Source organism: Kitasatospora sp. NPDC096128 (assembly GCF_040303105.1).
Lineage (GTDB): Bacteria > Actinomycetota > Actinomycetes > Streptomycetales > Streptomycetaceae > Kitasatospora.
Genome location: NZ_JBEOSP010000036.1, coordinates 41673 through 63850 on the forward strand (window position 1 = coordinate 41673; position 22178 = coordinate 63850).

Annotated in this window: 29 protein-coding genes; 13 read left to right on the top strand and 16 right to left on the bottom strand. The window is 72.2% G+C overall.

The window, feature by feature from the left end; genetic code table 11:
- Nucleotides 1–334: 334 nt before the first annotated feature.
- Nucleotides 335–1942, top strand: a complete 1608-nt coding sequence (locus ABTY61_RS31460) for a protein kinase domain-containing protein (RefSeq protein WP_350508519.1) — start codon at nucleotides 335–337, stop codon at nucleotides 1940–1942.
- 28 nt (nucleotides 1943–1970) lie between these two features.
- Here the strand turns inward: ABTY61_RS31460 and ABTY61_RS31465 are convergent, their stop codons facing one another.
- Nucleotides 1971–2714 carry an MBL fold metallo-hydrolase gene (locus tag ABTY61_RS31465; RefSeq protein WP_350508520.1) on the bottom strand — a complete coding sequence of 248 codons (744 nt, stop codon included), beginning with the start codon at nucleotides 2712–2714 and terminating at the stop codon, nucleotides 1971–1973.
- Between the two features lie 80 nt (nucleotides 2715–2794).
- Between ABTY61_RS31465 and ABTY61_RS31470 the strand changes: the two genes are divergently transcribed.
- Together ABTY61_RS31470 and ABTY61_RS31475 are read left to right on the top strand one after the other, a co-directional pair.
- Nucleotides 2795–3397, top strand: a complete 603-nt coding sequence (locus ABTY61_RS31470; protein ID WP_350508521.1) for a CGNR zinc finger domain-containing protein — start codon at nucleotides 2795–2797, stop codon at nucleotides 3395–3397.
- 7 nt (nucleotides 3398–3404) lie between these two features.
- The gene (locus tag ABTY61_RS31475; RefSeq protein ID WP_350508522.1) at nucleotides 3405–3779 is read left to right on the top strand and encodes a VOC family protein; all 375 of its coding nucleotides are present in this window, start codon (nucleotides 3405–3407) and stop codon (nucleotides 3777–3779) included.
- 67 nt (nucleotides 3780–3846) lie between these two features.
- On the opposite strand, the gene ABTY61_RS31480 is transcribed toward ABTY61_RS31475, so the two are convergent.
- From ABTY61_RS31480 to ABTY61_RS31490, 3 genes are all read right to left on the bottom strand, one after another.
- Entirely contained in the window at nucleotides 3847–4311 is a 465-nt protein-coding gene (locus tag ABTY61_RS31480; RefSeq protein WP_350508523.1) for a DUF4262 domain-containing protein, read from the bottom strand.
- A gap of 370 nt (nucleotides 4312–4681) precedes the next feature.
- Nucleotides 4682–5365 carry a class I SAM-dependent methyltransferase gene (locus ABTY61_RS31485; RefSeq protein ID WP_350508524.1) on the bottom strand — a complete coding sequence of 228 codons (684 nt, stop codon included), beginning with the start codon at nucleotides 5363–5365 and terminating at the stop codon, nucleotides 4682–4684.
- Nucleotides 5366–5403: 38 nt separating this feature from the next.
- On the bottom strand, nucleotides 5404–5886 hold the full coding sequence (locus ABTY61_RS31490; protein ID WP_350508525.1) for an iron-sulfur cluster assembly scaffold protein: 483 nt from the start codon (nucleotides 5884–5886) through the stop codon (nucleotides 5404–5406).
- Between the two features lie 377 nt (nucleotides 5887–6263).
- Here ABTY61_RS31490 and ABTY61_RS31495 point away from each other — a divergent pair, with 377 nt between their 5' ends.
- Complete coding sequence (locus ABTY61_RS31495; protein ID WP_350508526.1) at nucleotides 6264–6614, top strand: hypothetical protein; 351 nt, start codon at nucleotides 6264–6266, stop codon at nucleotides 6612–6614.
- A gap of 149 nt (nucleotides 6615–6763) precedes the next feature.
- The gene (locus ABTY61_RS31500) at nucleotides 6764–7528 is read left to right on the top strand and encodes a maleylpyruvate isomerase family mycothiol-dependent enzyme (protein WP_350508527.1); all 765 of its coding nucleotides are present in this window, start codon (nucleotides 6764–6766) and stop codon (nucleotides 7526–7528) included.
- Nucleotides 7529–7631: 103 nt separating this feature from the next.
- Here ABTY61_RS31500 and ABTY61_RS31505 read toward each other — a convergent pair whose 3' ends face one another.
- From ABTY61_RS31505 to ABTY61_RS31520, 4 genes are all read right to left on the bottom strand, one after another.
- Nucleotides 7632–7931, bottom strand: coding sequence for a hypothetical protein (locus ABTY61_RS31505; RefSeq protein WP_350508528.1), 300 nt, complete (start codon nucleotides 7929–7931; stop codon nucleotides 7632–7634).
- A gap of 162 nt (nucleotides 7932–8093) precedes the next feature.
- The gene (locus ABTY61_RS31510; RefSeq protein WP_350508529.1) at nucleotides 8094–8285 is read right to left on the bottom strand and encodes a DUF397 domain-containing protein; all 192 of its coding nucleotides are present in this window, start codon (nucleotides 8283–8285) and stop codon (nucleotides 8094–8096) included.
- Between the two features lie 62 nt (nucleotides 8286–8347).
- On the bottom strand, nucleotides 8348–8539 hold the full coding sequence (locus ABTY61_RS31515) for a DUF397 domain-containing protein (RefSeq protein WP_350508530.1): 192 nt from the start codon (nucleotides 8537–8539) through the stop codon (nucleotides 8348–8350).
- 1 nt (nucleotide 8540) lies between these two features.
- Entirely contained in the window at nucleotides 8541–9401 is an 861-nt protein-coding gene (locus ABTY61_RS31520) for a helix-turn-helix domain-containing protein (protein WP_350508531.1), read from the bottom strand.
- A gap of 258 nt (nucleotides 9402–9659) precedes the next feature.
- On the opposite strand from ABTY61_RS31520, the gene ABTY61_RS31525 reads away from it, so the two are divergent.
- Nucleotides 9660–10025 carry an ATP-binding protein gene (locus tag ABTY61_RS31525; RefSeq protein ID WP_350508532.1) on the top strand — a complete coding sequence of 122 codons (366 nt, stop codon included), beginning with the start codon at nucleotides 9660–9662 and terminating at the stop codon, nucleotides 10023–10025.
- Nucleotides 10025–10297 carry a hypothetical protein gene (locus ABTY61_RS31530; RefSeq protein WP_350508533.1) on the top strand — a complete coding sequence of 91 codons (273 nt, stop codon included), beginning with the start codon at nucleotides 10025–10027 and terminating at the stop codon, nucleotides 10295–10297. Before ABTY61_RS31525 ends, ABTY61_RS31530 begins: the two co-directional genes overlap by 1 nt.
- A gap of 128 nt (nucleotides 10298–10425) precedes the next feature.
- Here the strand turns inward: ABTY61_RS31530 and ABTY61_RS31535 are convergent, their stop codons facing one another.
- The 4 genes from ABTY61_RS31535 to ABTY61_RS31550 form a co-directional block, all read right to left on the bottom strand.
- Nucleotides 10426–10950: an ion channel gene (locus ABTY61_RS31535; protein WP_350508534.1), complete on the bottom strand. Its 525-nt coding sequence runs from the start codon at nucleotides 10948–10950 to the stop codon at nucleotides 10426–10428.
- Nucleotides 10951–11078: 128 nt separating this feature from the next.
- A complete protein-coding gene (gene tatA, locus ABTY61_RS31540; RefSeq protein ID WP_350508535.1) occupies nucleotides 11079–11357 on the bottom strand; it encodes a Sec-independent protein translocase subunit TatA in 279 nt (92 codons plus the stop codon).
- Between the two features lie 184 nt (nucleotides 11358–11541).
- Complete coding sequence (locus ABTY61_RS31545; RefSeq protein ID WP_350508536.1) at nucleotides 11542–12111, bottom strand: methyltransferase family protein; 570 nt, start codon at nucleotides 12109–12111, stop codon at nucleotides 11542–11544.
- A 131-nt stretch (nucleotides 12112–12242) separates the two neighbouring features.
- The gene (locus ABTY61_RS31550) at nucleotides 12243–12878 is read right to left on the bottom strand and encodes a class I SAM-dependent methyltransferase (protein WP_350508537.1); all 636 of its coding nucleotides are present in this window, start codon (nucleotides 12876–12878) and stop codon (nucleotides 12243–12245) included.
- A 101-nt stretch (nucleotides 12879–12979) separates the two neighbouring features.
- Here ABTY61_RS31550 and ABTY61_RS31555 point away from each other — a divergent pair, with 101 nt between their 5' ends.
- Both ABTY61_RS31555 and ABTY61_RS31560 read left to right on the top strand, forming a co-directional pair.
- On the top strand, nucleotides 12980–13261 hold the full coding sequence (locus ABTY61_RS31555; RefSeq protein WP_350508538.1) for a type II toxin-antitoxin system Phd/YefM family antitoxin: 282 nt from the start codon (nucleotides 12980–12982) through the stop codon (nucleotides 13259–13261).
- Between the two features lie 5 nt (nucleotides 13262–13266).
- Nucleotides 13267–13545: a type II toxin-antitoxin system RelE family toxin gene (locus ABTY61_RS31560; RefSeq protein ID WP_350508539.1), complete on the top strand. Its 279-nt coding sequence runs from the start codon at nucleotides 13267–13269 to the stop codon at nucleotides 13543–13545.
- 98 nt (nucleotides 13546–13643) lie between these two features.
- Here the strand turns inward: ABTY61_RS31560 and ABTY61_RS31565 are convergent, their stop codons facing one another.
- Entirely contained in the window at nucleotides 13644–15230 is a 1587-nt protein-coding gene (locus ABTY61_RS31565) for an MFS transporter (RefSeq protein ID WP_350508540.1), read from the bottom strand.
- A 122-nt stretch (nucleotides 15231–15352) separates the two neighbouring features.
- On the opposite strand from ABTY61_RS31565, the gene ABTY61_RS31570 reads away from it, so the two are divergent.
- The gene (locus ABTY61_RS31570; RefSeq protein WP_350508541.1) at nucleotides 15353–15946 is read left to right on the top strand and encodes a TetR/AcrR family transcriptional regulator; all 594 of its coding nucleotides are present in this window, start codon (nucleotides 15353–15355) and stop codon (nucleotides 15944–15946) included.
- Nucleotides 15947–16002: 56 nt separating this feature from the next.
- Here ABTY61_RS31570 and ABTY61_RS31575 read toward each other — a convergent pair whose 3' ends face one another.
- Nucleotides 16003–16320, bottom strand: a complete 318-nt coding sequence (locus ABTY61_RS31575; RefSeq protein WP_350508542.1) for a cupin domain-containing protein — start codon at nucleotides 16318–16320, stop codon at nucleotides 16003–16005.
- Nucleotides 16321–16485: 165 nt separating this feature from the next.
- Between ABTY61_RS31575 and ABTY61_RS31580 the strand changes: the two genes are divergently transcribed.
- A complete protein-coding gene (locus ABTY61_RS31580) occupies nucleotides 16486–16752 on the top strand; it encodes a hypothetical protein (protein WP_350508543.1) in 267 nt (88 codons plus the stop codon).
- 148 nt (nucleotides 16753–16900) lie between these two features.
- Here the strand turns inward: ABTY61_RS31580 and ABTY61_RS31585 are convergent, their stop codons facing one another.
- Nucleotides 16901–18058, bottom strand: a complete 1158-nt coding sequence (locus ABTY61_RS31585) for an acyl-CoA dehydrogenase family protein (RefSeq protein WP_350508544.1) — start codon at nucleotides 18056–18058, stop codon at nucleotides 16901–16903.
- 246 nt (nucleotides 18059–18304) lie between these two features.
- Here ABTY61_RS31585 and ABTY61_RS31590 point away from each other — a divergent pair, with 246 nt between their 5' ends.
- Entirely contained in the window at nucleotides 18305–19507 is a 1203-nt protein-coding gene (locus tag ABTY61_RS31590; protein WP_350508545.1) for a TetR/AcrR family transcriptional regulator, read from the top strand.
- Nucleotides 19508–19636: 129 nt separating this feature from the next.
- Here ABTY61_RS31590 and ABTY61_RS31595 read toward each other — a convergent pair whose 3' ends face one another.
- On the bottom strand, nucleotides 19637–19960 hold the full coding sequence (locus ABTY61_RS31595; protein WP_350508546.1) for a hypothetical protein: 324 nt from the start codon (nucleotides 19958–19960) through the stop codon (nucleotides 19637–19639).
- Nucleotides 19961–20233: 273 nt separating this feature from the next.
- Here ABTY61_RS31595 and ABTY61_RS31600 point away from each other — a divergent pair, with 273 nt between their 5' ends.
- The gene (locus ABTY61_RS31600; protein ID WP_350508547.1) at nucleotides 20234–22156 is read left to right on the top strand and encodes an ATP-binding protein; all 1923 of its coding nucleotides are present in this window, start codon (nucleotides 20234–20236) and stop codon (nucleotides 22154–22156) included.
- Nucleotides 22157–22178: the final 22 nt, after the last annotated feature.

Genomic DNA, 22178 nt, shown 5'->3' on the forward strand with positions numbered 1-22178 from the left:
GCAGTAACCGGACCACCCCGCACCACCCGCAGGACGCACAACCACCCGAAGACCCCGGGTGGACGGTCGGCTCCCCCGTGCCCACCGTCCACCCGGCCGGCCCCGGCCGGCCCGGCAGGCGCTCACCCCGGACGCGCCTCCGGCCCGGCCGGCCCGGAACGTGCGGCCCGCCCTCCCGCAGTCAGGGCGGGCCGCACCCCGATCCGGCGGTCGGGGGATCGCTGCCCGGTCCCCCGGCCGCCACCCCCTCGGGCGCCCGGGCCGGGGCGGCTATCGTGCACAGGTGCACGAGGCCGCCCGGGACCCCGGCGGCCGCACGTGAGGGGAGTTCCAGGTGATCGGACGGGCGCTGAACGGGCGTTACGAACTCGTCGAGATACTCGGCGTCGGCGGGATGGCCACCGTCTGGCGCGGTGTGGACCGGGTGCTGGGCCGTCAGGTCGCGGTGAAGATCCTCAACGGCGGCCTCGCCGACGACCCCCGCTTCGCCGAGCGTTTCAGTCGCGAGGCCCAGCACGCCGCGATGCTGGTGCACCCGAGGATCGTCATGGTCTTCGACTCGGGGGTGGACGAGGGCACCCCGTTCATCGTCATGGAGCTGGTCCACGGCCGTTCGCTGGCCGCCGTCCTGGCCCACCAGCCGAACCTGCCGGTGGAGCGCGCGGTGGGCATCGCGGCGGCGGTGTGCGAGGCGCTGTCGGTCGCGCACGCGGCCGGGCTGGTGCACCGGGACATCAAGCCCGGCAACATCATGATCACCGACGACGGCGGCGTGAAGGTGGTGGACTTCGGCATCGCCAGGGCCGGTTCGTCCAGCAACCTGACCCAGACCGCGAGCGTGCTCGGTACGGCCGCCTACCTCTCGCCCGAGCAGGCCACCGCCTCCGCCCTGGACGGCCGCACCGACCTGTACGCGGTCGGCTGCGTGCTGACCGAGATGCTCACCGGCGAGACCCCGTTCACCGCCGAGACCCCGGTGGCGATCGCCTTCAAGCACGTCAGCGAGCAGCCGCTGCCGCCGTCCGTTCGGCGCCCGGGCCTGCCGCCGGCCCTGGACGCGGTGGTGCTGCGCCTGCTGGCCAAGGACCCGGCCCACCGCCCGGCCGACGCCGCCGCGGCGCGGGTCGAACTCCTCTGCACCGTACCGGGCTTGGCGGTCGGCGACCCGACGGCGGAGCTGCTCGCGACGGCCGCCGCCACTCAACTGCTGCCGCCGGTGGCCCCGCTGGCCCCGGCGCACCCGAACCAGCCGGTGCACCCGAACCAGCAGCACACCACCCTGCTCCCGCCGCAGGCGTCGCCGAACCCCCCGGTCCCGGCCGCCACCTCGGTGATGGCGCCGCTCCCTGCGGTGCCGCCCGCCGCGCACCCGGCCGCACCGGGCTTCGTCCCCGTCCCCGCCCCCGCCCGGAGCCGCCGCAACAAGCCCCTGGTGCTCGGCGCCCTGGGTGTGGCCGGCCTCGCCGGGATCACCGCCCTGGCCGTGACCGCCTTCGACGAGCCGGCCGGCAACGCCGCCGCCAAGCCCGCCGCAACGGCGCCCGCCCGTACCGCCCCGGCTGCGACCCCCACGCCGAGCGCCACGTCCGCCTCCGCCGCGGCCACCACTCCGGCCGCGCTTCCCGCCCCCACCCAGGCCGTGCCGCGCAATCAGCCCGCCGAGCTCCAGCTCCAGTCCTTCCGTCAGGCCGTCGCCCAGGCGCCGATCACGAAGGAGCGCGACAAGCAGCAGGAACTGCTGCAGATCCTCGACGAGACCGCCTCCCGGTTGAACGAGGGCAACCCCGACGACGCCGCCCAGGAGCTCCGGGCCGCCCAGAAGACGATCAAGGACCTGGGCAAGAAGCGCGCCATCGACGCCCCCACCTACGCCAACTGGAACGCCCGGCTGTCCGCGCTGTACGCCACCCTCCACACGGCGTCCAACGTCCAGGACGACTGAGTCCCGTCGGCGCCCTTCCTGCCCTCCGTCAGGCGAACTGCAGCCGGTCGCTGATCCCGGCCGCCTCGAAGGCCGCCTCCAGCGCCGTACGGCCTTCGGTGAAGTGCGCCCAGCTGTCGAAGTGCGCGGGCACCACGCGCCGCGCTCCCAACAGGACGGCGGCTTCGGCGGCTTGGGCGCTGTCCAGGGTGAGCAGCGCGCCGTCGAAGGGCCCGGGGCGGGCGGCGCCGGCGAACAGGACGGCGGTGTCGATCGGGCCGAACCGATCGGCGATCTCCTTCACCAGGGCCAGCGAGGCGTTGTCGCCGCTGATGTAGACGCTCGGCAGGTCGGGCGCGGTCAGCACGAACCCGATCACCTGGCCGAGCACCGCTTCGGCCCCGTCCGGTCCGTGCAGCGCGGGCGCGGCCGTGACGGTGACGGCGCCGCCGTCCGGGCGGGCCAGTTCCACGGACTCCCAGGGGGCGAGCCCGCGCGCGGTGCCGCCGAGCCGTTCGGCGCCGCTGGTGGTGGTGAGGACGAGCGGGGCGGTCGGCAGGAACGCGCGGCCCGAGGTGTCCAGGTTGTCCGGGTGCTCGTCGTGGGAGAGCAGGACGGCGTCGACCGGGCCGAGGTCGGCGGGGGTGACGGGGGAGGGCGCGGTCTTGGTGAGGGCGCGGCCGCCGCCGCGCGGGTAGTCGCCGGGCTCGTCGAAGGTCGGGTCGGTGAGGAGGCGGAGGCCGCCGAACTCGATGAGGGCGGTCGGGCCGCCGAAGACGCGAATGGTCGACATGCTGGTTCACCTCACGGAGAAAGCCACTGTTTGACGTGATGAAACCTAACGCTCCCTCACGGAAGAGCGCAAGGTTTACCATGAGAACTGTGAACGCCGCCCTCACCGCCCCGCCGCCCGCACCCGGCTCGGAGCAGCACGTCGCCCTCGACTTCGCCAACAGCGACCTCGCGCTCACCGCCGGCCGCCTCGACCTGCTGGCCGCCCCCGCCGACGCCACCCGGTGGCTGGTCGAACGGGGTCTCGCCCCCGTCGGCGCGGAGGTCTACGAGTACTGCGCGGGGCGGCTGCGCGAACTGCGGGCCCACCTGCGGGTCCTGCTCGCCGCCCGCGTCGACGGCGCCGTGCCGCCGCCCGAGGCCGTGGATGCGCTCAACTCCGCGCTGACCGCCACCTCCTCGGCCGCCCTGCTGCGCTGGGAGGAGCCGCACGGCCCGTACCGCGCCCTGGCCCACCCGGCCGACCGGGTCGCCGTGCACGCCATGGCCGTCATCGCCGCCGACGCGGCGGAACTGCTCACCGGCCCGGACGCCGAACGCCTCGCCGCCTGCAGCGCGAGCCCGTGCCTGCGCTTCCTGGTCCGCACCCACGCCGCCCGCCACTGGTGCTCGGTCCGCTGCGGAGACCGGGTCCGCGCGGCCCGGGCCTACGCGCGCCGGACCAAGGGCGACGCCACGTCATAATGGCGCCGTGCTGACGATCGGATCCCTCGTCCTCGGTGTCGCCGACATGCCCCGCGCGGTCGCCTTCTGGTCGGCCGCGCTCGACTACGTGCCGCGCGACGGCCTGGTCGAGGACGGCTGGACGGTGCTGGTCCCCGCCGACGGCGGCACCGGCGTCCAACTCGCCCTGGGCTACAGCGAGACCCCCGTCCAGGACCACCCCCGCGTCCACCTCGACCTCTACGCGGACGGCGCCGCCGCCCAGGCTGCCGAGGTCGACCGCCTGCTCGCCCTCGGCGCCCGGCCCGTGGACTGGGACCTCTACCCCGAGGACCCGGACTTCGTGGTCCTCGCCGACTCCGAGGGCAACCGCTTCTGCGTCATCGACACCACCCACGGTTGACCCACAGGGTTGTCCACACCCTGTGGAAAACCCTGTGGGGGAGCGGGACGGCTCAGAGCAGGGCGGCTCAGAGCAGGGCGGCTTCCTCCGTCCACACGCCCTCCGGGTGCTCGCCGACCGGGAGCCAGAGGCTGGGCTGCGCACGGCAGCCGGGAGTGGCCCGCTCGTCGGAGGGCCACCGCTGCTCGCGGTCGGGCCAGACCAACTGGACGACGGGGAACGGGGCGCGCCGGTAGAAGCCGGCGGCGGTCCCGAACAGGGGCAGGTGCCAACCGGGATCCACCGGGTGGAGCCGCAGCGGATACCCCTCGATGACACCGGGGAGCAGCGTGCCCGGTTCCGTGGACGCCCCGTCCCGCAGCAGCGCGGCGGCCTCGTTGACCCAGTGCATCAGCCCGGTCAGCTCCAGGCCGAACAAGGCGATCTCGGGGATCCGGTACGAGTGCCACAGGCCGACCGTGAACGCCCAGTCCGGAATCTCCCCGCCGCCCACGCCGACCACGTGCCAGCCGTGGTCACGTACGTGCGCCATCTCCGAGCCCCAGTGCCTCCGGCGTCGGAACCGCGCGAGGACGGTCGCGGAAGCGGCGGGGTCGCAGAGGACGCAGGGACAGGCGGGGGATTCGAGCTGGTCGTTCACCTGGACATCCAACCACCGGGCCGACGGTGAGCCCGAACCGCTCGAAGCCCGGGCGGCCGTGGTCCTCCCACCAGTCATGCGTGCGTGGGAGAACTCCTTGATCGTCGGCATGCTCCAGGCGGCCGACTGCGCTCGCCACATCTTCAGCGCATACGTAGACCTTCACCAGTCACCCCGCGACATGGACCCACGTCGAGCTGATCACCGACCCGGTGCGGGTCGCCCGCGCCTGCCAGGAGCACGCTCGACCGTCCCGTAGGGGTCACCGGCGCCGCTGACAGCCGTCGGCACCCGTCACCGCGCCGCGGTGCAGGCGGCATGGCGCCAGCCGGGCGTAGTAGGAGAACGGCGGGCCGATCAGCCGGGTCACGTGGAGCCCCGCAGCATTGGCGTGGCGAGCCAGGGTGGCACGCCGCACCTGGTGGCGGTCGAAGAACTCGCCCACCACGATCCGTCCGTTCGGCTTCACCACCCGGCTCAGCTCCGTCAGCGTCACCTCCGGTTGCGGGATCTCGCCCAGGGCCGTCACCAGGTAGGCGGCGTCGAACACGGAGTCCTCGAACGGCAGGTGGTGGGCGTCCGCCCGGGTCGGCGCGATGTTGGTGAGACCGCGCCGTGCGGCCCGGCCCATCACGTGGTCGAGCATCTCCTGCTGGACGTCGACGATGTCGAGTCGGCCGTCAGTGCCCAGTTGAGGGGCGGTCTGCAGGGCCTGGAGGCCTGTGCCCGGCCCGACCTCCAGAACCCGCTCGCCCTGACGCAACTCCAGCATCGAATCGAGCCGCTGCTGGTTGAGCAGCGGCAGGGGCAGATCGAGGAGCCACCGCTGCGCGTACGGGTAGGGGGCGGAGTCGAACGCCCACCAGGACAGGGCCGCGGTGCCGGCCGCCGCCGCGGTCAACCCCCATCGCACTCCGGGGCGGCCGAGAGCAGTGCGAAGAGTCATGATCAAGAGTCCTCTTGTTTCTGTAGATTGACGGTCAGTCAGGCAGGTCGTGGCATCGGAGCGCGGAGCGCCCGCCAGGCGACGAGGGCACAGACCACCGCAAGCGGTAGTTCGGCGAAGCACGCCATGGCCAGCGCCACGGCGAGATCGCTGCCGGGCCCCGCGGTCATCGGGTCGAACCAGGCGTCGACCAGCAGCAGCATCGACGTGGCCGCGGCAGGCAGGGCCCGGCGGAGATCGCCACGAGCGGCCAGGACCCCGGTGACGATGAGGCCGAGTGCCTCCATGGCATCCAACCCGGCCCAGGCGGCCGACCAGTGCACAGCGGTCGCTGTCGACGGCAGGGTGGTGCAGAGTATGAACGCCCAGGCGAGAACGGCGACTCCACAGCCGATGAGTGCCGACGCAGGCCACCGGCAAGGGCTGCAACGCCGATGCTGCGCGGGCTGCTTGCCCGCAGCGGCGTGCTCGCGGGTCGACCCGGGCAGTGCCTTCGCCGTTGATCGCTCGATGACGCTCATGGCACGGCCGGCGGGTTGGAGAAGGTGACGCCGGCCGGTGCGGGCGGGCCGTCGTCGTACTTCTTCGTCGTGCCGCGAAGATCGATCATCGGTGCATTCGCCATGGCCATGAACCTAGGGACGGACCACGATCCACCGCGTCGGCCGGCGGATGTCACCTCTCCCCAGGGCGCTCGGCCCGAGGACGTATCTGGTGTACACCCCCGGGGCGACGCGCTCGCCATCACCCAGACCTGCTCGTTGAGTTCGTGCGGTTCGGCAGTTCGCGCTTACCGGCACGAGCTCTTCGGGGCGAGGGCAGGGGCGCGCTACTGACAGGCAGTCATATTCAGCTCATTGCACCGGACTTGGGTCTGCAACCGTGGCAAACTGGCAGTATGACGAGGAAGCTGATGATCGTACTCACCGACACTGTGGACGCTTCAGCCGACCGTGTGCTGGACCTCATCGCACGCAGGTTCAACGGAGTTGCGGGGCTGGATCCGGCGCGGGCCGAGATCGACCGGGAGCACGGTCGGTTCGCCTATCAGGGCGGCTGGTGGTATCGAGGAGAGTACGAGGTCACCGAGGAGGCCGGGCGCACCCGGGTCACGCATCGGGTCTTCAACGTGGCCGGCCGGGGCAGTAGGTGGGCCGTCCCTTTGGCCAACAAGTTCTTCATCGGTTTCCGCGAGCAGACGACGGCAGGATTCCGCGAGTTGCTGCGCGAGGCCGGCCAGAGTCACTGACTGTGACACAGTCGGGTCCGCGAACCCGGGCGCACCGCGAGCAGCCCGGCGACCGGGGCCCTTCCCGAGCCCTGGCCGCAGACCGTCCCGCCCGGGGAGAGCCGACTAATCGAGTGCGAGAGTTCCGGCCCGGGTGATACAAGGTCTGCGTGACTGAGCAATTCTCCTTCCCCGCCCTGCTGCAGATGATCGACGAGCGGTCCGCCGCGTTCCGCGCCGCCGTCGCCGCAGCCCCCAGCCTCGACGCGGACGTCCCGTCCTGCCCGGGCTGGACGCTGTACGACCTGGCGAACCACCTCAGTGAGGGGGACCGCTTCTGGGCCTACATCGTGCTGAACACCGCGCCGGGCGACGAGCGGCCGAGCAAGGACGGGAAGACGGCGCCCAGGGAGCGCGAGGCCCTCATAGCCTGGCTGGCCGACTCGACGGAGCAGCTGATCAACGCTCTGCGCGAGGCCGGTCCGGACCGGGGCTGCTGGGCCTGGTGGGAGCCGCTGGCCTCGCCGCACACGGGGGCCGGCGTGGCCCGCCGCCGCGTTCCGGAGACGCTCATCCACACCTACGACGCCCAGTTGGCCTCCGGTGCGCCGCAGGAGCTGCCGACGACCGAGGCGGTCGACGCCATCGAGGAGTTCCTCGCCACCGTCTGCACCGTCACCGTCCCGTGGCCGCATGAGCCCGCCACCATGGACTACCACGCGGAGGGGGCCGGCATCTGGCGCCAGACGGTGGACGCCGGCGGTTCCCGCTTCACCCGCCTCACCGCGGCGGAGGCCGCCGAGAGCAAGCCGACCGCCGCCGTCTACGGCACGGCGAGCGAGATGGCCCTGCTCATGTACATGCGCATCCCGAACGCCTCGCTGCGGATGGAGGGCGACGCCGACCTGCTCCAGCGGCTGCAGAACGGGGGCTGAGACCCGGCTGTCCCAGCGGTAGCGGCTCGTAGAGCGGCGGATGGGCAGGCCGCGAACGGGGTCCGCAGGTGTGCTGTTGGATCTCGACGGCTCAGCCGCGCGGTCAGCGCCGCGGGGTCTTTCGGCCGAGGGCCAGGGCGGCGGTGTGCAGGGCCAGGACGAGGGCGGCCAGGAGGGCGAAGTGGACGGACCAGGCGCCGGCCATGGTGGGGCCGCCCCAGGACGTCTTCGTGTCCGGCTGGGTCAGGGGGAAGCAGACGCCCCTCGCCAGGAGGTCGAACCACAGCATCACGCCGGCCAGGGACAGCACGATCCCCAACGGCAGGCGTGCCGCACCGGATTGGCGCACATTCAGCAGGCGCACCGGGGCAAGAAGCAGGCGGGGCGCGATTCCAGCGGTCATTGTTTTCTCCGGTCGTCAACGCGGCAACGTGACGAGCTTGCCCGGTCCGCCGGGGCGCTGGGTATGGGGTGCAGCCCTGAGACGCCCCTGAATCACCCCCGACAGGGACGGACGAGTGGTTGAGCGCAGGAAGTCGGCCTGGCCGACTTCCTGCGCTGCCCGTTAGGCGTGGTGGTCGAACTCGCCGCTCTTGAGGCCGTGGAGGAGGGCAGCGAAGGCGGTGGGGTTGGTGCGGAGGATGGTTTCGCCTTCGTCGGACTCGCGGACTTCGACCAGCCCGTCAGCGTTGCGGACCTCCACGCATTCGTTGGTCGCGCCGCTGTAGCTGGACTTCTGCCACTGGGGGCTGGACATCTGGCCTCCTGGAGCTATGTGAAGCGGCCCCTTCGCGAGAACGCGAGGGGGCCGCTGAAGCGTTAGGCGTGGTGGTCGAATTCGCCGCTCTTGAGGCCGTGGAGGAGAGCGGCGAAGGCGGTGGGGTTGGTGCGGAGGATGGTTTCGCCCTCGTCGGACTCGCGGAGTTCGAGCAGGGCGTCGGTCCTGCGGACCTCCACACAGTTTTCTCCGGAGCTGCTGAAGGACGACTTCAGCCACTGGTTCTGAGACATCTCAGCCTTTCAAGTTCTTGAGCGTCTGTCGGATCAGATCCTGGGAGTCCTCCTCGCTGAGTGCGGTGCGCGCGATGCGGTCGAAGACCTTGCGATAGGACGCGAGCTCGGTCGGGTCATCGAGGTAGATCGGGCTACGCGACAACTCCACCTCAATTGTGTCGAGCTCGGGGACCTCCCCGAAGGAGTAGACGAGATTCTCGATCGGGCCTGGGTAAGTGTGAGCTGTGAATGGAACGACGCGGATGATCACGTCCTCCCGGAGGGAGTCGTCTATCAGGGAGTGAAGCTGGTTCCGCAGCACCTCGGTGCCCCCGAAGCGTGTGACGAGGCTGGACTCGTGGATATAGGCCTCATGGCTCTTGCTCGGGTGCTGAAGGATTTTCCTTCTGCGCTCTGAGCGGAACTCGATGCGCAGGTTGAGCTCCTCAGTGGAGAGCGGAGGGATCCGCCGACTGAACACTCCTCGCGCGTAGTCCTCTGTCTGCAAAGGGCCTGGGATGATGGCCGACGTCCACGACCGAATGACACCGGCGGCGAAGTCTTCGTGCTCGGCGGTCTTGAGTAGGCCGTCAGAAAGGCAGTCGCGATACTGATCCCACCAGGACTTCCTGCGTGAAGTGACGAGGCCGCCCAGGGCGTTGATGAGTGGCAGGTTCTCGCACTTGCAGGCTTCGGCGATGGTCCGGATGCGGTCAGCGCTGGCACTCGTCTTTCCGTTCTCCATCTGCGTGACCTGGGGAGCGCTTACTCCGAGCATGCGGGCAAGCTGGTTGCCGCTGAGGCCTGCTTGCTCGCGCATCCTCCGAAGCTCGGCGCCCAGGCGGCGCTGACGGAAGGTTGGGTTCTGGCGGCCTGGCATGGAGTCCTCTCAGATCATGTGGGTCCAGTGTGCCGCGCCGCTAGTCAATGGGGCCATCTGTCCCCCGGGAGAGGGAACTTCGGCCCATCGACCTAAGATTAGGTCGATGGGCGCTATGGTTGATCCCACGTCGACCCGACGGATCGTCAGTAATGCTTGCTGGCAGGCACCGCAGAGCAGCCACGTCTTCTTCCACGGCCTGGCTCACGGTGACGTATCCGCCGGTTCTCCACACCCCACACGCCCGGGAGTTCTCCCATGCGTCACCTCAACACGCCCTCCTTCGCCCTCTCCCGCCAGTCCCTCCGCGACGCGATGGTCCGCGCCGGCTGGCACCCCTCCGCCACCTTCGACGCCGAACTCGCCCTCGGTGAGCTGCTGGTGAACGCCTGGCGGCACGGCGAAACCCCCGCGCCGGTCACCCAGATCCTCTTCCTCCACAACACCCTCCGGGTCTCCGTCTCCGACGAGAGCCCGAAGCTCCCCGCCCCGCAGGCCCCCGACCTCCTCTCGGAGTCCGGCCGGGGCCTCCAGCTGGTCGCGGGGCTCACCCACCGCTGGGGCGTGGACCCGCAGGAGCGTGGCAAGTGCGTTTGGTTCGAGTGCGACCTGGACGCCGCCTGATGCCCAAGTCCGCCCCCCGCCGCCGTCCGATGCTGCCGACCGATCCCCGGATCCGGCACTACACCGACGAGCACATCCGTACGCTCCTCGCCGAAGTGCAGGAGCGCGGCCGGAAGTTCGGCTTGATCTTCCCCTCGGCTGCCACCGACAGGACCCTCGACGGCCGGGTCCTGGTCTGCTTCAACACGGCCCCGGCCTCCACGCTCCTCAACCTCCTCTCCCTCCTCCTCGACGCCGAGCGCGACCGCCGGGACACCACGTGCGGTTCCTGATCCCCGCCGCCTTCGCCGTCCTCCTCGCGCTGGCGATCGCGACCGTCGCCCTGGGCGTCGTCACCGCCCTCCGTGCCACCCCGCCGCCGCCCGATGAGGACGACTGAGCCGGGCCCGCCGTCCCGGGTTCACTCGTCGCGCCGGATCCGCCGTTCCACGTTCCCGCGGATCGTCCGGGACGCCGTCCCGGCCGCCGCCGCGAGGAACACGAAGTTGTAGGCGATCTGCAGCACCACCACGAGCCGTGCCGTCTGCCCGGCCGGCGTGATGTCCCCGTACCCCACCGTCGCCATCGTGACGACCGTGAAGTACAGCGCGTCCAACCGCGTCTCCAGCCCCGCGAACTCGGCTTTGTGCGAGCCCAGTGCGTAGTACGTCGCCGAGAAGATGATCATCGTCAGGAAGATCAGGAAGGCCAGCCAGACCACCGGCCGCTTCGCGGTCCCCCGCATCACCCCGACGATCTTCGCCACTATCAGCCAGCTCAACCCGCCCAGCGCCGCCGCGAAGACCGTCCAGCTCAGCACCGGACGACGGTCGCCGAACCATTCCAGCGGCAGCGTGAAGTACCCGACCGTCAGCAGTACGAACGCGCCCAGCAGCCACGCTCCGGCCCGGAGGTCGGTGGGCGGGGGAGGAGGGTTCTCGGACATCCCGCCCAGCCTGGTCGACCCGGGCGCGCCGCGCCCGCCCGACTACTCCGCCCGGGCGGGGCGGAAGCGGAGAAGCGTCGAGCCCCCCGGTGGATTCACCGGGGGGCTCGACTGGAAGCTCGGGCGACTCAGGCGGTCGTCTCGGTGTGCTTCGTCTCGGTGGCCTTGGTCACGTTGGTCGGCGTGACGGCCGGGCGGGCGGCGTCCTGGGGGGCGGCCGTGCTCTGCGCGGTGCCGGCGTCCGTCTGGTCGCCGTCCTCGCGCATCGCCTTGGTCTCCGCCTTCAGGATGCGCATCGACTTCCCGAGGCCGCGCGCCATTTCCGGCAGCTTCTTCGATCCGAACAGCAGGACTACGACCGCCAGCACCACCAAGATGTGCCAGGGCTCAAGACCGTTCCGCAGCATCCCTGGCCACCGGTCCCTTCTTGTCTAGAGTCACGGAGGGCGCTAGGCCCTGTCGGCCAGTATGCCTGGACCTGACGCCGAACGGATACACCGGCTGGGAAACGCTGGCCGAAAACCAGGTGCCGTTCGAGCGGACCACGAGGGCCCGGACGGCGAATCCCACCGCCCGCGCCGTCGGCGGCCATCAGAAGACGAACGGCACCAGCCGCTTGGAAACCCGCTGGTAGTCGGCGTACGCGGGGCCGAGAGCGCCGAGCAGCAGCCGCTCCTCGACGGCGATCCGCCAGCCGTACGCACCGAGCAGCACCGCCGTGACCAGCAGGGACGCCGCCCAGCTGCCGGTGCCGAGCGCGTAGCCGGTCCAGACCAGCAGGCTGCCGGCATAACCCGGATGGCGGATCAGCCGGTACGGGCCGGTGCGGACCACGTGCTGGGTGTCGACGGTGCGCAGGGTCCGGGTGTAGTAGCGGCCGAGGGTCCGCATGCCCCAGGCGCGCAGCGCGAGCCCGGCGGCGACCAGCGCGACGCCGAACCAGCGCGGCCCGGTGGGCAGCACGCCGACGTCGGCGCGTTCGAACAGCACGACCACCAGGACGGACGCGGCGTAGCAGCCGAGCAGCAGCCGGGTCGAGCCGCGGTCGCGGTCGTCCGCGCGCCAGCTTCCGGCCGCGTTGTCCTCGCGGCGGCGCAGCAGCAGTTCGTAGCCGACCCAGCAGAGGATGCCGAGCAGGGAGAGGAGGGACGGCAGGGACATGAGGGGGGCTCCTGACGGTCGCGGACTACCCCTCCACGGTCCTCCGGCCGCGCCCCCGCGGCACGCACCCGGGGGTGGACGGCAGTGCGTCCACCCCCGGGTGGACGGTCACCGCGGCCGCTGTGCGAGGGTCACCGCGGCCGCCGCGCCAGCAGGTAGCCGCGCCGGGTGTCGGCCTCCTCGGGCAGGCCCTCCCGCTCCAGCCGCGCCTCGACGGCGAAACCGGCCTCGGCGAGCCGGGCGGCGACGTCGTCGGTCCGCAGGAAGTGGAAGTCCACGTCGACCCGGTGGCCCCACCACTCCTCCAGGTGCCGCACCTCCTCGCCCAGGTGGAAGGAGACCAGCAGCAGCCCGCCGGGCCGCAGCACCCGCAGCATCTCGGCGAAGGCGGGCAGCAGCTCGCCAGGCTCCAGGTGGATCACCGAATACAGGGCCACGGCCGCCGCGAACTCGCCGTCGGCGGCGGGCAGGGCCAGCAGGTCGCCGGCGCGGAACTCGGCCTTCGGGTGCTCGCGCGCGGCCAGCTCGACCATCTTCGGCGACAGGTCGATCCCGACCACCCGCGCGCCCTGCCCGGTCAGCCACTGCGCCACGTGCCCCGGCCCGCACCCCAGGTCCGCCACCAGCCCGCCGGCCGCCTCCTCCACGACGGCCCCCAGCAGCGCCCGGTCCACCACCTTGTGCGCCAGCTCACCCCCGATCCGCCCCAGGTACTCCTCCGCCACCGCGTCGTAACTCCCGCGCACCCGCGCGTGTTCAGTCCCCATACGCCCACCCTGGCACGGCCGCCCGCCCCCGCGCCGTGTCTTCGCGAACCCGGTCGGCGGACCGCCGGCTGCAGCAGATGTACATCTACTACGTTCGTGTCATGACTGAGCCAGTGATCGAGTCGATGGCCGAGGTTCGAAGCCATCTGGCAGATGTGATCGAACGGGCGCGACGTGACGAGACGCCGACGATCATCACCAGGCGGGGCAAACAGGAGGCGGTGGTGATCGACATCGCCGAGTACCGGCACCTCCGGGAGATTGCCGAGCAGGCCGAGGACGAGTGGCTGAACCGTCTCGCGGACGAGGCCGAGGCCGAAGGGCTTGACGGCTCCGTCTCCCTGGAAGAGATGGCCGCCATGCTCCGCGATCACCACGGCTGACCGCGATGGGGTACGTCACCAGGTTCAGCCCGCACGGGCAGCGGGATCTCCTCAAGGTGCCCAAGCAGGATGCCGTTCGGATCCTTCGCCGGCTCGCCGACTTGCCGAAGGCCCTGGATGCCGGCGACACCTCGGGCTTCGACATCAAGGCTCTTCAGGGGCACCACGCCCGATGGCGGCTGAGGGTGGGGGACTGCCGGGTGCTGTACACCGTCAGGGACGGGGTGCTGGTGGTCCGGGTTCTGTCGGTGGGCAATCGCCGCGAGGTCCACCCGCACCCGTGAGTTCGTCTCATTGAACAGCGGAGAGCCCCCGCCGGGATCGGGCGGGGGCTCTCGATGACTCGCGTGGACCGGGGCCGTGCGGTGGGCCGTGCTGTGGCTCAGATGGCGGCGGCCTCGGTGTTCACGACCTCGGTGTTCACGGCCTCGGCGTCGACGGCGGCCGGGGCCGCGGTGGCGGGCAGGTGGCGCAGGAGGCGGTGGGCCAGCAGGGCGGCGCCGAGGGCGAAGACCAGGCCGACGGCGGCGGCGACGTGCAGGCCGTCCGTGAAGGCGCCGCGGGCGGTCTCCAGCAGGTCCGGGCCGAGCCGCCCGGGGAGGTGGGCCGCGACGGAGACCGCGCCGCCGAGGGTGTCCCGAGCGGCGCCGGCGGCCGCGCCGTCGACGCCCGCCGGGAGGGCGCCGTCCAGCTGGTGGCGGTAGACCGCGGCGCCCGCCGCGCCGAGCAGGGCGATGCCGAGCGAGCTGCCGAGTTCGACGGCGGTCTCGGAGGTGGCGGAGGCTGCGCCGGCCTGTTCGGCCGGGGCGGCGGAGACGACCATCTCGGCGGTCATCGTCATGGTGCCGACGGTGCCTGCGGCCAGCACGCCCGCCGCGGTGAGGATGAGCGCCAGCGGCGAGTGCGGACCGACCTGGGTCATCATCGCGAAGCCGGCCGCGCCGACCACGAAGCCGCCGCCCATCAGGGCCGCCGGGCGGACCTTGCCGGCCAGGGCCGAGCTGATCCCGACCGCCGCGCCGACGCCGACGCTGGGCACCAGCGACCAGAGCGAGGCGGTGAACGGGCTCATGCCCTTGACCAGCTGCAGGTACTGCGAGGTGAAGAGGGCGAAGCCCATCATCGCGAACATCGCGAGGGTGTTGACGCTGATCGCCCCGCTGAAGGTGCGGATCCGGAACAGGCTCAGGTCGATCAGCGGGTTCGCGGCGGTGCGCTGGCGCCGCACGAAGGCGACGGCGAGCAGCAGCCCGGCCGCGGTGGCGAGGGCGGGCAGCGGGCTCCAGCCGTCCACGGCGAGGGTCTTGACCCCGTAGACCAGCGGGAGGATCGCGGCGAGCGAGAGCACGGCACCGGGCAGGTCGAAGCGGCCGGTGCGGGCGGGGGAGTGGTACTCGGGCAGCAGGACGGGCGCGGTCAGCAGCACCAGGACCATCACCGGGACGGCCACCAGGAAGGCCGAGCCCCACCAGTAGTGGTCGAGCAGCAGCCCGCCGGCGACCGGGCCGAGGGTGGCCCCGGCGGTGAGGACGCCGCCCCAGGCGCCGAGGGCGACCTGCCGCTGCTTGGGGTCGTGGAACATGTTGCGGATCAGCGCGAGGGTCGAGGGCATCACGGTGGCCCCGGCGGCGCCGAGCAGGGCGCGGGCGGCGATCAGCTGCTCGGCGCTGCCGGACCAGGCGGCCAGCAGCGAGGCGCCGGTGAAGCCCGCGGCGCCGATCATCAGCAGCCGGCGGCGGCCGATCCGGTCGCCCAGCGCGCCCATCGTGATGAGCAGCCCGGCCAGCAGGAACGAGTACATGTCCATGATCCACAGCTGCTGGGTGCCGCTGGGCGCCAGCTCGGTGGAGATGTAGGGGACGGCGAAGAACAGCACGCCCATGTCCATGGAGAGCACGAGGGTCGGGAGCAGGAGGACGGCGAGGCCGATCCATTCGCGACGGCCTGCGCGGCCGGTGGTTGCGGTCATGGGGAAGACGGTACGGACGTTTCAGACGCTTGTCTAGTACGTATGTGTAAATCGATCGTCCAAGACTTCAGTGCAAGACATGCGTGCAAGACATCTGTGCAGACCTTCCGTAGGATCGGGGCATGGGAAACCGCGAAGACCTGATGGACGGCGCCAAGCGCTGCCTGTACGAGAAGGGCTACGGACGCACCACGGCCCGCGACATCGCGACCGCCTCGGGCGTCAGCCTGGCCGCGATCGGCTACCACTTCGGCTCGAAGGACGCGCTGCTCAACGCCGCGATGATCGAGGCGATCGGCGAGCTGGGGCAGGGCATGGGTGAGGTGGTCGCTGCCGCCAACCGGACCTCCGATGACCCGGAGGAGCGCTTCGCCGCCGCCTGGGAGGGGCTCAAGGGCGTCTTCGTCGAGCACCGGGGCCTCTGGGCGGCCCAGTTCGAGGCGCTCGCCCAGGCCGGGCACAACCCCGAGCTGGCGGCCGCGTTCGCGGAGGCCCAGAAGGAGGGCCGGCTCGGCCTCGCCGCACTGTTCCAGGGGCTGCCCGAGGTGCCGGACACCGAGGAGGAGCTCGCCCGCGGCACCTTCTATCAGATCCTGCTGGCCGGCTACGTCGCCCAGTGGCTGGCCGCTCCCGAACTGGCCCCGAACGGGCAGGAGTTCCTGCAAGGGCTCCGCCTGGTCAGCGGCAGCGTACTGGGAACCGGCGCCACGCCGTGACGCGCGCTGCGCGGTGACGCCCGCTCCGCCGTGACGTCCGTTACGCCGTATGTCCGCTACGCCGTGACGGCGGTCAGCAGCACCACCGAGTCGACGTGGGCGACCAGCCCGTGCCGCTCCTGCGGGACGGGCTCCAGTGCACCCGCGGACAGCTCCACCCGCCGCCCGGCGATGGTCAGCGAGACCCGGCCGCGCAGCACCTGGACGCTCCCGGCGGTGGGCGGGGTGTGCTCGTCCAGTGCGGTGCCGGCGGTCAGGGCGATCACGGTCTGCCGCAGCACCCCGTCGTGCAGCACCAGGTGGGCGCTGCGCCCGTGCGGACCCTCGGCCGCCCGTGCGGCGTGCTCCACGGCGAGCCGTTCGAGATCGGGCATCGCGCCGCCTCCTCCTCAAGCCGGGTGCCCCGGCTGTGTGCCCAGGTTCGCGGACGGACCGGCGGCGCGCACCCGGGAGCGGTCCGCAGCGGGCCCCTCGCAGCGGACCGCCCGAAGTGCGCCGTCCGAGGTGCAGCCCACGACGACTGCCCTCATCGTGGATGCATGGCGACCAACCAGAAGATCTTGAACGGGCTCCAGGTCAACCGCTCGCTGCTGGCCGGCGGCGTGGTGCTGACCGGCATCGGCTCGGTGCTCGGCGCGGCCGGGGCGGCGCTGGTGTGCGCGGCGCTGTTCACCGCAGGCCGCGACTGGGTGCGCAGCATGGAGACCCCACCGGGCGCGCTCGCCCAGCGGGCCCTGCACGAGGCGAAGGTGGCCTCCTCGGCCGGCTGGGAGGCCTGGCGCGCGGAGCACGGCTCACCCAACTGAGCCCACCCGTACGGACGCCCACCTGTACGGGGATGCCCACCCGTACGGACGCACGCGCGTACGGCTGCATCCGCGCACGAGTGTGCACGGCGGGCCGCCATGGGGGTGCGGCCCGCCGCGGTTCCGGGGAGAGGGAGCGGTAACGCCGTTACAGCCCCATCGACTTGGCGATGATGCTGCGCATGACCTCGCTGGTGCCGCCGTAGATCCGGAACACCCGGTTGTCGGTGTAGAGCCGGGCGATCGGGTACTCCAGGATGTAGCCGTAACCGCCGTGCAGCTGAAGGCACTTGTCGATGACGGTGGAGGCCGACTCGGTGCAGAACAGCTTCGCGGCGGCCGCGTCCGCGACGCTCAACTCGCCGTTCTGGTAGAGCTCCAGTGCGCGGTCCACCATCGACTGCTGTGCCAGCACCTGGGCCTGGCAGTCGGCCAGGGTGAACTTGGTGTTCTGGAACTCGGCCACCGCCTTGCCGAACACCTTGCGGTCCTTGACGTACTGCAGCGCGAACCGCACCGCCGCCGCGGCCGCCGCGTACGCGCCCACCGCGATCGCCAGCCGCTCCTGCACCAGGTTGTGGGTCAGGTAGGAGAACGCCGCGCCCTCCTCGCCGAGCAGGTCCTCCACCGGCACCTTGACGTCGACGAACGCCAACTCGGCGGTGTCCGAGGTGCGCAGGCCGATCTTCTGCAGCTTGCGCCCGACCGAGTAGCCCGGCGAGGTGGTGTCCACGCACAGGATGGAGAGCCCGGCCCGGCGGTTCTCCGGGTCGTACGGGGCGGTGCGGGCGACCACCAGGACGAGGTCGGCCAGCACGCCGCCGGTGATGAAGGTCTTGGCGCCGTTCAGGACGTAGTGGGTGCCGTCCTCGGAGAGCCGGGCGGTGGTGGTGATGCCCGCGAGGTCGGAGCCGGCGCCCGGCTCGGTCATCGCGATCGCGGTCATGATGTCGCCGGAGACGAAGCCGGGCAGCCAGCGCCGCTTCTGCTCCTCGTTCGCGTACTCCAGCAGGTACGGCAGCACCAGCCCGGTGTGCACGCCGGAGGAGCCGAAGCTCACGCCCGCGCGGGCGGTCTCCTCGGCGACCACCGCCTGGTACTTGAACCCGCTCTCGCCCGCGCCGCCGTACTCCTCCGGCACCTCGATGCCGAAGACACCGAGTTCGCCGAGCTGGCGGTAGAAGTCGCGGGGCGGGTGGCCGTCGGCCTCCCAGCTCTCGTAGACCGGGACGACCTCGTTGGCGATGAAGTCCCGGATGGTCTCCCGGAAGGCCTCGTGGTCCTCGTTGAACACGGTGCGGCGCACGGCGGCGCTCCCTTCGACGGTGCCGGCCGGAGGGTCGGCGGAGGCGGAACGTGCCAGGTGGTGGCCCGACAAGTTAATCCCGGGTAGCCTCGGCTGTCCAGCGTCGGAGGGCCCGGAAATCCTGCTCGACACGGCGCTGAAGTGAATCCTTGCTAGCCTTCGGACGGGGTTCGGGGCGAGCCCTCGGGGCCGGTCCCCGGGGCCGGTCCCCGGCGCGAGCCCCCAGGATGCGGAGGGAGGCACGCCATGGTGGTCCGACGGCCGCCCGGGCGGCGCGCCCAGATCCTCGCCGTGGCCGCCGACCGCTTCCACCGCAGCGGCTACCACCAGGTCTCGATGACCGAGGTCGCCGCCGGCGTCGGCATCACCGCGCCCGCGCTCTACCGGCACTTCCGCGGCAAGCCCGAACTGCTGGACCGCGCCGTCCGGTTGGGCCTGGACGCGCTCGCCGACGGCCTGCGCGCGGCCGGCAGTACCGCCGAACTCGGCGCCGCGCTGGCCGCGGTGGCGGTCGGCCACCGTCCGCTCGGCACCCTGGTGCAGCGCGACGCCCGGCTGCTGCCGCCCGCCCGCCGGGCCGGGCTGCGCCGCGAACTCCGTTCGGACGTCGCCCTGATGGCCGCCGTGCTGCGCGCCGAGCGCCCGGAACTCCCCACCCAGGACGCCGAGTTGCTCTGCTGGTCGGCGCTCTCCGGCTGCGCCGGACTGTCCTACCAGTCGGCCGCGCCGCAGCCCCGCCGGGCCGAGGCGCTGCTGCGCGAACTGGTCGCGGCCGTCCTCGCGGTGTCCCTGGACGGCACCGCCGCCGACCCCGCCACCGGGCCGGCTCCCGACCCCGCCGCCGACCCCGCCACCGGGCCGGCCCCCGACCCCGACCCCGCCGCCGGGCCCCGGCCCCGCCGGGAGGAGCTGCTCGCGGCGGCCGTCCGGCTGTTCCACCAGCGCGGCTTCGACAACGTCAGCACCGACCAACTCGGCGCCGCCGTCGGCATCTCCGGCCCGAGCGTCTACCGGCACTTCGACAGCAAGGCCCACCTTCTCGCGGCCTCCCTGGTGCGCAGCCGGGAGCGGCTCCGGCACGAGGTGGAGGGGGCGATCGCGGCCGCCGACGGGCCGACGGCGGCGCTGGCGGCCGGACTCGGTGCGTATGTCGACTTCGCGCTGCGCAACGGCGACTACCTGGGCGCGATGCTGAGCGAGACGGAGCGGCTGGCCCCGCCGGACCGCCGGGTCGCGGTGGACTTCCGGCGGGATTTCCTGCGCACCTGGGTCGGATTGTTGCGCCGGGTGCGCCCGGAGTACGACGCGGTGGCCGCCCGGATCCGGGTGCACGCGCTGTTCTCACTGGTCAACGACGGGGTGCGGAACCGCCCCTACAGCACCCGGCCCGACCTCGGCGAGTGCCTGCGGCGGATCGGCGGGGCGGTCCTGGGAGTCGACCCGCCGTAGCGATTCGCCGTAGCGACCTGCGGTAGCGACCCGCCGTAGCAACGCGCGGGGCCGGGTGCCCGCCACCGTTCCGACGGCGGCGGGCACCCGGCCCGTGGGGTGCGACCGGGCGTCGCCCGGTCGGGCCGGCTAGTAGAGGACGTGCGGGTAGTAGACCCGGGCGTCGAAGTTGCCGTTCCCCTGGAGCGCGCCGACGTTGCCGCCGTTGCCCGCCACGGCGAGGCCGTTGTTCTGGTTGCTCGCGCCCGAGCCGGTCGCGGTCTGCTGGGTGTTGACCAGGTTGCCGTTGACGGTGCCGACGACGTTGCCGGAGCCGACGTTGTTCACGACGCTGCTGTTGGAGTGGTCGATCGCGCCGGCGCCGTTGTCGGCGTGCGCGGTGGCGGCACCGACGCCGACGAGGAGGAACGCCCCGAGGGCGGTGACGGCGGCGGCTGCGCGAATACGGGACACGCTGGTCTCCCTGAGCTGGAAGTGCGAAAGTGGCGCGATCCGGAGTGGCCGCTCCGTAGCGCCGTTGCCTGACGTCGCACGTTCAGCATTCACCAGTGATGTGGACGAACTCCACCGGACGGGTGGCCTTTCCCTCGATGGTGGGGGAGTGGTCAATTCCGAGTTGACCAGAATCCGTCATTTCGGCGGGGAAGACCGATGGTCCGCTGATACGTCGACTGATGCATAGAAAGAAATGGTCGACGGATTGTCGCACTGGCACACTGAGGACCCATGTCTGAAGGTGCCCCGACCGAGCCCACCCCCGCCGAGGACCTGCGCACCACCGAGGTCGACCTCGGCGGCCTGGTGAACGTCCTCGCCACCCACCTCTACTCCACCCCGCTGGTCGCCCTGCGCGAACTCGTCCAGAACGCCCACGACTCGCACACCCGCCGGTTCCTGGAGGACCCGGACGGCGAGCACCGGCCGCGGATCCGGGTGCGCGCCGACGCCACCCGGCGGACCGTCGCCATCGAGGACACCGGGGCCGGCCTCACCGAACCGGAGATCCACGCCTACCTCGCCACCGTCGGCACCGGCTACACCCGGATGCTGCGCGAACTGACCGGCAATCAGGAGCTCATCGGCGCCTTCGGCCTGGGCTTCCTCTCCGCCTTCTCGGTCGCCGACGAGGTGACCGTCACCACCACCTCGCACCGCGAGCCCCGGCTCGGCCACCGCTACCGCAGCCGCGGCGGCGAGCAGTACCAGGTCGACCCGGCGCCCGCCCGCCCGGAGCCCGGCACCGTCGTCGAACTGGCGCTCAAGGCCGAGCACGCCCACCTCGCCGACGAGCACGCCCTGCGCGAAGTCCTCGGCCGCTACTGCGTCCTGCTGCCCATCCCGGTCTACGTCGGCGACGACGACCGGCCGGTCAACGCCGTCCAGGTGCCCTGGCGCCAGGCCGTCGACGGCGACCAGTACGGCGCCCGGATGCGCTTCGCCACCGCCTTCGGCCGCCGCTTCGAGCCGCTCACCGCCTTCCCCGTGCTGCCCGTCCAGGGGGAGGGGGCCGCCGAGGGCGCCACCGACGCGGTCGGCCTGCTCTGGGTCCAGGACGGCGGCACCTACGGCAGCAGCGACAACCGCGACCTCGCCGTCTACCTGCGCGGCATGCTGCTCGCCGAGGACGCCCGCGACCTGCTGCCCAGCTGGGCCGGGTTCATCGGCGGCGCGGTCGAGTCCAGCCGGCTCACCCCCACCGCCAGCCGCGAGGACCTCCAGCGCGACGAGCACTACCGCGCACTGCAGAAGGCCCTCACCGACGCCATCGTGGACGGCCTGTACGAGACGGCCCGGCTGCGGCCCGCCGTCTGGCGCCGCATCCTCACCCGGCACGGCCAGGAGCTGCTCGGCGCCGCCCTCTGCGACGACCGGCTGTTCACCCTGCTCGCCGACGACGTCCCGGTGCCCACCTCGCAGGGCGACCTCACCGCGGGCGCGCTGCGGGCGTCCGGAGCGGGAGCGGTGCACGTCGCGCTCGGCAGCGGCGGCGGCTTCGAGGAGATGCTGTACCGGGCGATGCGGGTGCCGATCGCCCGCGGCGACCGCTACGCCGTCCTGCCGTTCCTGCGCCGCTACGCCCAGCTGCGCGGCTGCCGGCTGGTCGAGCTGGGCAGCGAGCAGGGCAACCGCGAACTGTTCCGCGACCCGGAACGCCCGCTCCCGGCCGAGGAGTCGGCCTGGCTGGCCGGCGCCCTCGCCGACCCGGGCGAGCAGCTCGTCCCGGCCCGCTTCGACCCGCCCGGCCTCCCGCTGGTCCTGGTGCCCGACCGCGAGGCCGAGCTGAAGGCCCGGATCGAGGACGACCAGGCCGACGCCCGGATCCCGTCCGCCGCGCTGCGGCTGGCCCGGGCGTTCACCGCCCGCACCGACGGCGAGGTCAAGGCCCGGCTCTACCTCAATCTGGACTGCCCGGCCGTGCGCGACCTGCTGGCCGCCTACCGCACCGGGCACACCGGCAGCGCCACCGCGGCCGGGCTGCTCCGCTCGCTCAAGGTGATCATGGCGGCGGCCTCCACTGGCCCCGCCGAGGGGGACCTCGGCGCCGCGCTGGCCGGCATCGGCACCGCCGTCTCAGCCCTCACCGCCGCCGTCCCGGCCGGGCTGCCGGACGTCCCGGACAGCCCCGGCGCCCTCGGGGGCGACGCGTGACGCACGGCCCGACCGGTACCCG

Excerpts from the sequence above, each read along its gene's own strand:
- ABTY61_RS31465 (WP_350508520.1), bottom strand. The coding sequence starts at position 2,714 with ATGTCGACCATTCGCGTCTTCGGCGGCCCGACCGCCCTCATCGAGTTC.
- ABTY61_RS31470 (WP_350508521.1), top strand. The coding sequence starts at position 2,795 with ATGAGAACTGTGAACGCCGCCCTCACCGCCCCGCCGCCCGCACCCGGC.
- ABTY61_RS31480 (WP_350508523.1), bottom strand. The coding sequence starts at position 4,311 with ATGGCGCACGTACGTGACCACGGCTGGCACGTGGTCGGCGTGGGCGGC.
- ABTY61_RS31485 (WP_350508524.1), bottom strand. The coding sequence starts at position 5,365 with ATGACTCTTCGCACTGCTCTCGGCCGCCCCGGAGTGCGATGGGGGTTG.
- ABTY61_RS31490 (WP_350508525.1), bottom strand. The coding sequence starts at position 5,886 with ATGAGCGTCATCGAGCGATCAACGGCGAAGGCACTGCCCGGGTCGACC.
- ABTY61_RS31495 (WP_350508526.1), top strand. The coding sequence starts at position 6,264 with ATGACGAGGAAGCTGATGATCGTACTCACCGACACTGTGGACGCTTCA.
- ABTY61_RS31505 (WP_350508528.1), bottom strand. The coding sequence starts at position 7,931 with ATGACCGCTGGAATCGCGCCCCGCCTGCTTCTTGCCCCGGTGCGCCTG.
- ABTY61_RS31510 (WP_350508529.1), bottom strand. The coding sequence starts at position 8,285 with ATGTCCAGCCCCCAGTGGCAGAAGTCCAGCTACAGCGGCGCGACCAAC.
- ABTY61_RS31515 (WP_350508530.1), bottom strand. The coding sequence starts at position 8,539 with ATGTCTCAGAACCAGTGGCTGAAGTCGTCCTTCAGCAGCTCCGGAGAA.
- ABTY61_RS31520 (WP_350508531.1), bottom strand. The coding sequence starts at position 9,401 with ATGCCAGGCCGCCAGAACCCAACCTTCCGTCAGCGCCGCCTGGGCGCC.
- ABTY61_RS31525 (WP_350508532.1), top strand. The coding sequence starts at position 9,660 with ATGCGTCACCTCAACACGCCCTCCTTCGCCCTCTCCCGCCAGTCCCTC.
- ABTY61_RS31530 (WP_350508533.1), top strand. The coding sequence starts at position 10,025 with ATGCCCAAGTCCGCCCCCCGCCGCCGTCCGATGCTGCCGACCGATCCC.
- ABTY61_RS31535 (WP_350508534.1), bottom strand. The coding sequence starts at position 10,950 with ATGTCCGAGAACCCTCCTCCCCCGCCCACCGACCTCCGGGCCGGAGCG.
- tatA (WP_350508535.1), bottom strand. The coding sequence starts at position 11,357 with ATGCTGCGGAACGGTCTTGAGCCCTGGCACATCTTGGTGGTGCTGGCG.
- ABTY61_RS31545 (WP_350508536.1), bottom strand. The coding sequence starts at position 12,111 with ATGTCCCTGCCGTCCCTCCTCTCCCTGCTCGGCATCCTCTGCTGGGTC.
- ABTY61_RS31550 (WP_350508537.1), bottom strand. The coding sequence starts at position 12,878 with ATGGGGACTGAACACGCGCGGGTGCGCGGGAGTTACGACGCGGTGGCG.
- ABTY61_RS31555 (WP_350508538.1), top strand. The coding sequence starts at position 12,980 with ATGACTGAGCCAGTGATCGAGTCGATGGCCGAGGTTCGAAGCCATCTG.
- ABTY61_RS31560 (WP_350508539.1), top strand. The coding sequence starts at position 13,267 with ATGGGGTACGTCACCAGGTTCAGCCCGCACGGGCAGCGGGATCTCCTC.
- ABTY61_RS31565 (WP_350508540.1), bottom strand. The coding sequence starts at position 15,230 with ATGACCGCAACCACCGGCCGCGCAGGCCGTCGCGAATGGATCGGCCTC.
- ABTY61_RS31570 (WP_350508541.1), top strand. The coding sequence starts at position 15,353 with ATGGGAAACCGCGAAGACCTGATGGACGGCGCCAAGCGCTGCCTGTAC.
- ABTY61_RS31575 (WP_350508542.1), bottom strand. The coding sequence starts at position 16,320 with ATGCCCGATCTCGAACGGCTCGCCGTGGAGCACGCCGCACGGGCGGCC.
- ABTY61_RS31580 (WP_350508543.1), top strand. The coding sequence starts at position 16,486 with ATGGCGACCAACCAGAAGATCTTGAACGGGCTCCAGGTCAACCGCTCG.
- ABTY61_RS31590 (WP_350508545.1), top strand. The coding sequence starts at position 18,305 with ATGGTGGTCCGACGGCCGCCCGGGCGGCGCGCCCAGATCCTCGCCGTG.
- ABTY61_RS31600 (WP_350508547.1), top strand. The coding sequence starts at position 20,234 with ATGTCTGAAGGTGCCCCGACCGAGCCCACCCCCGCCGAGGACCTGCGC.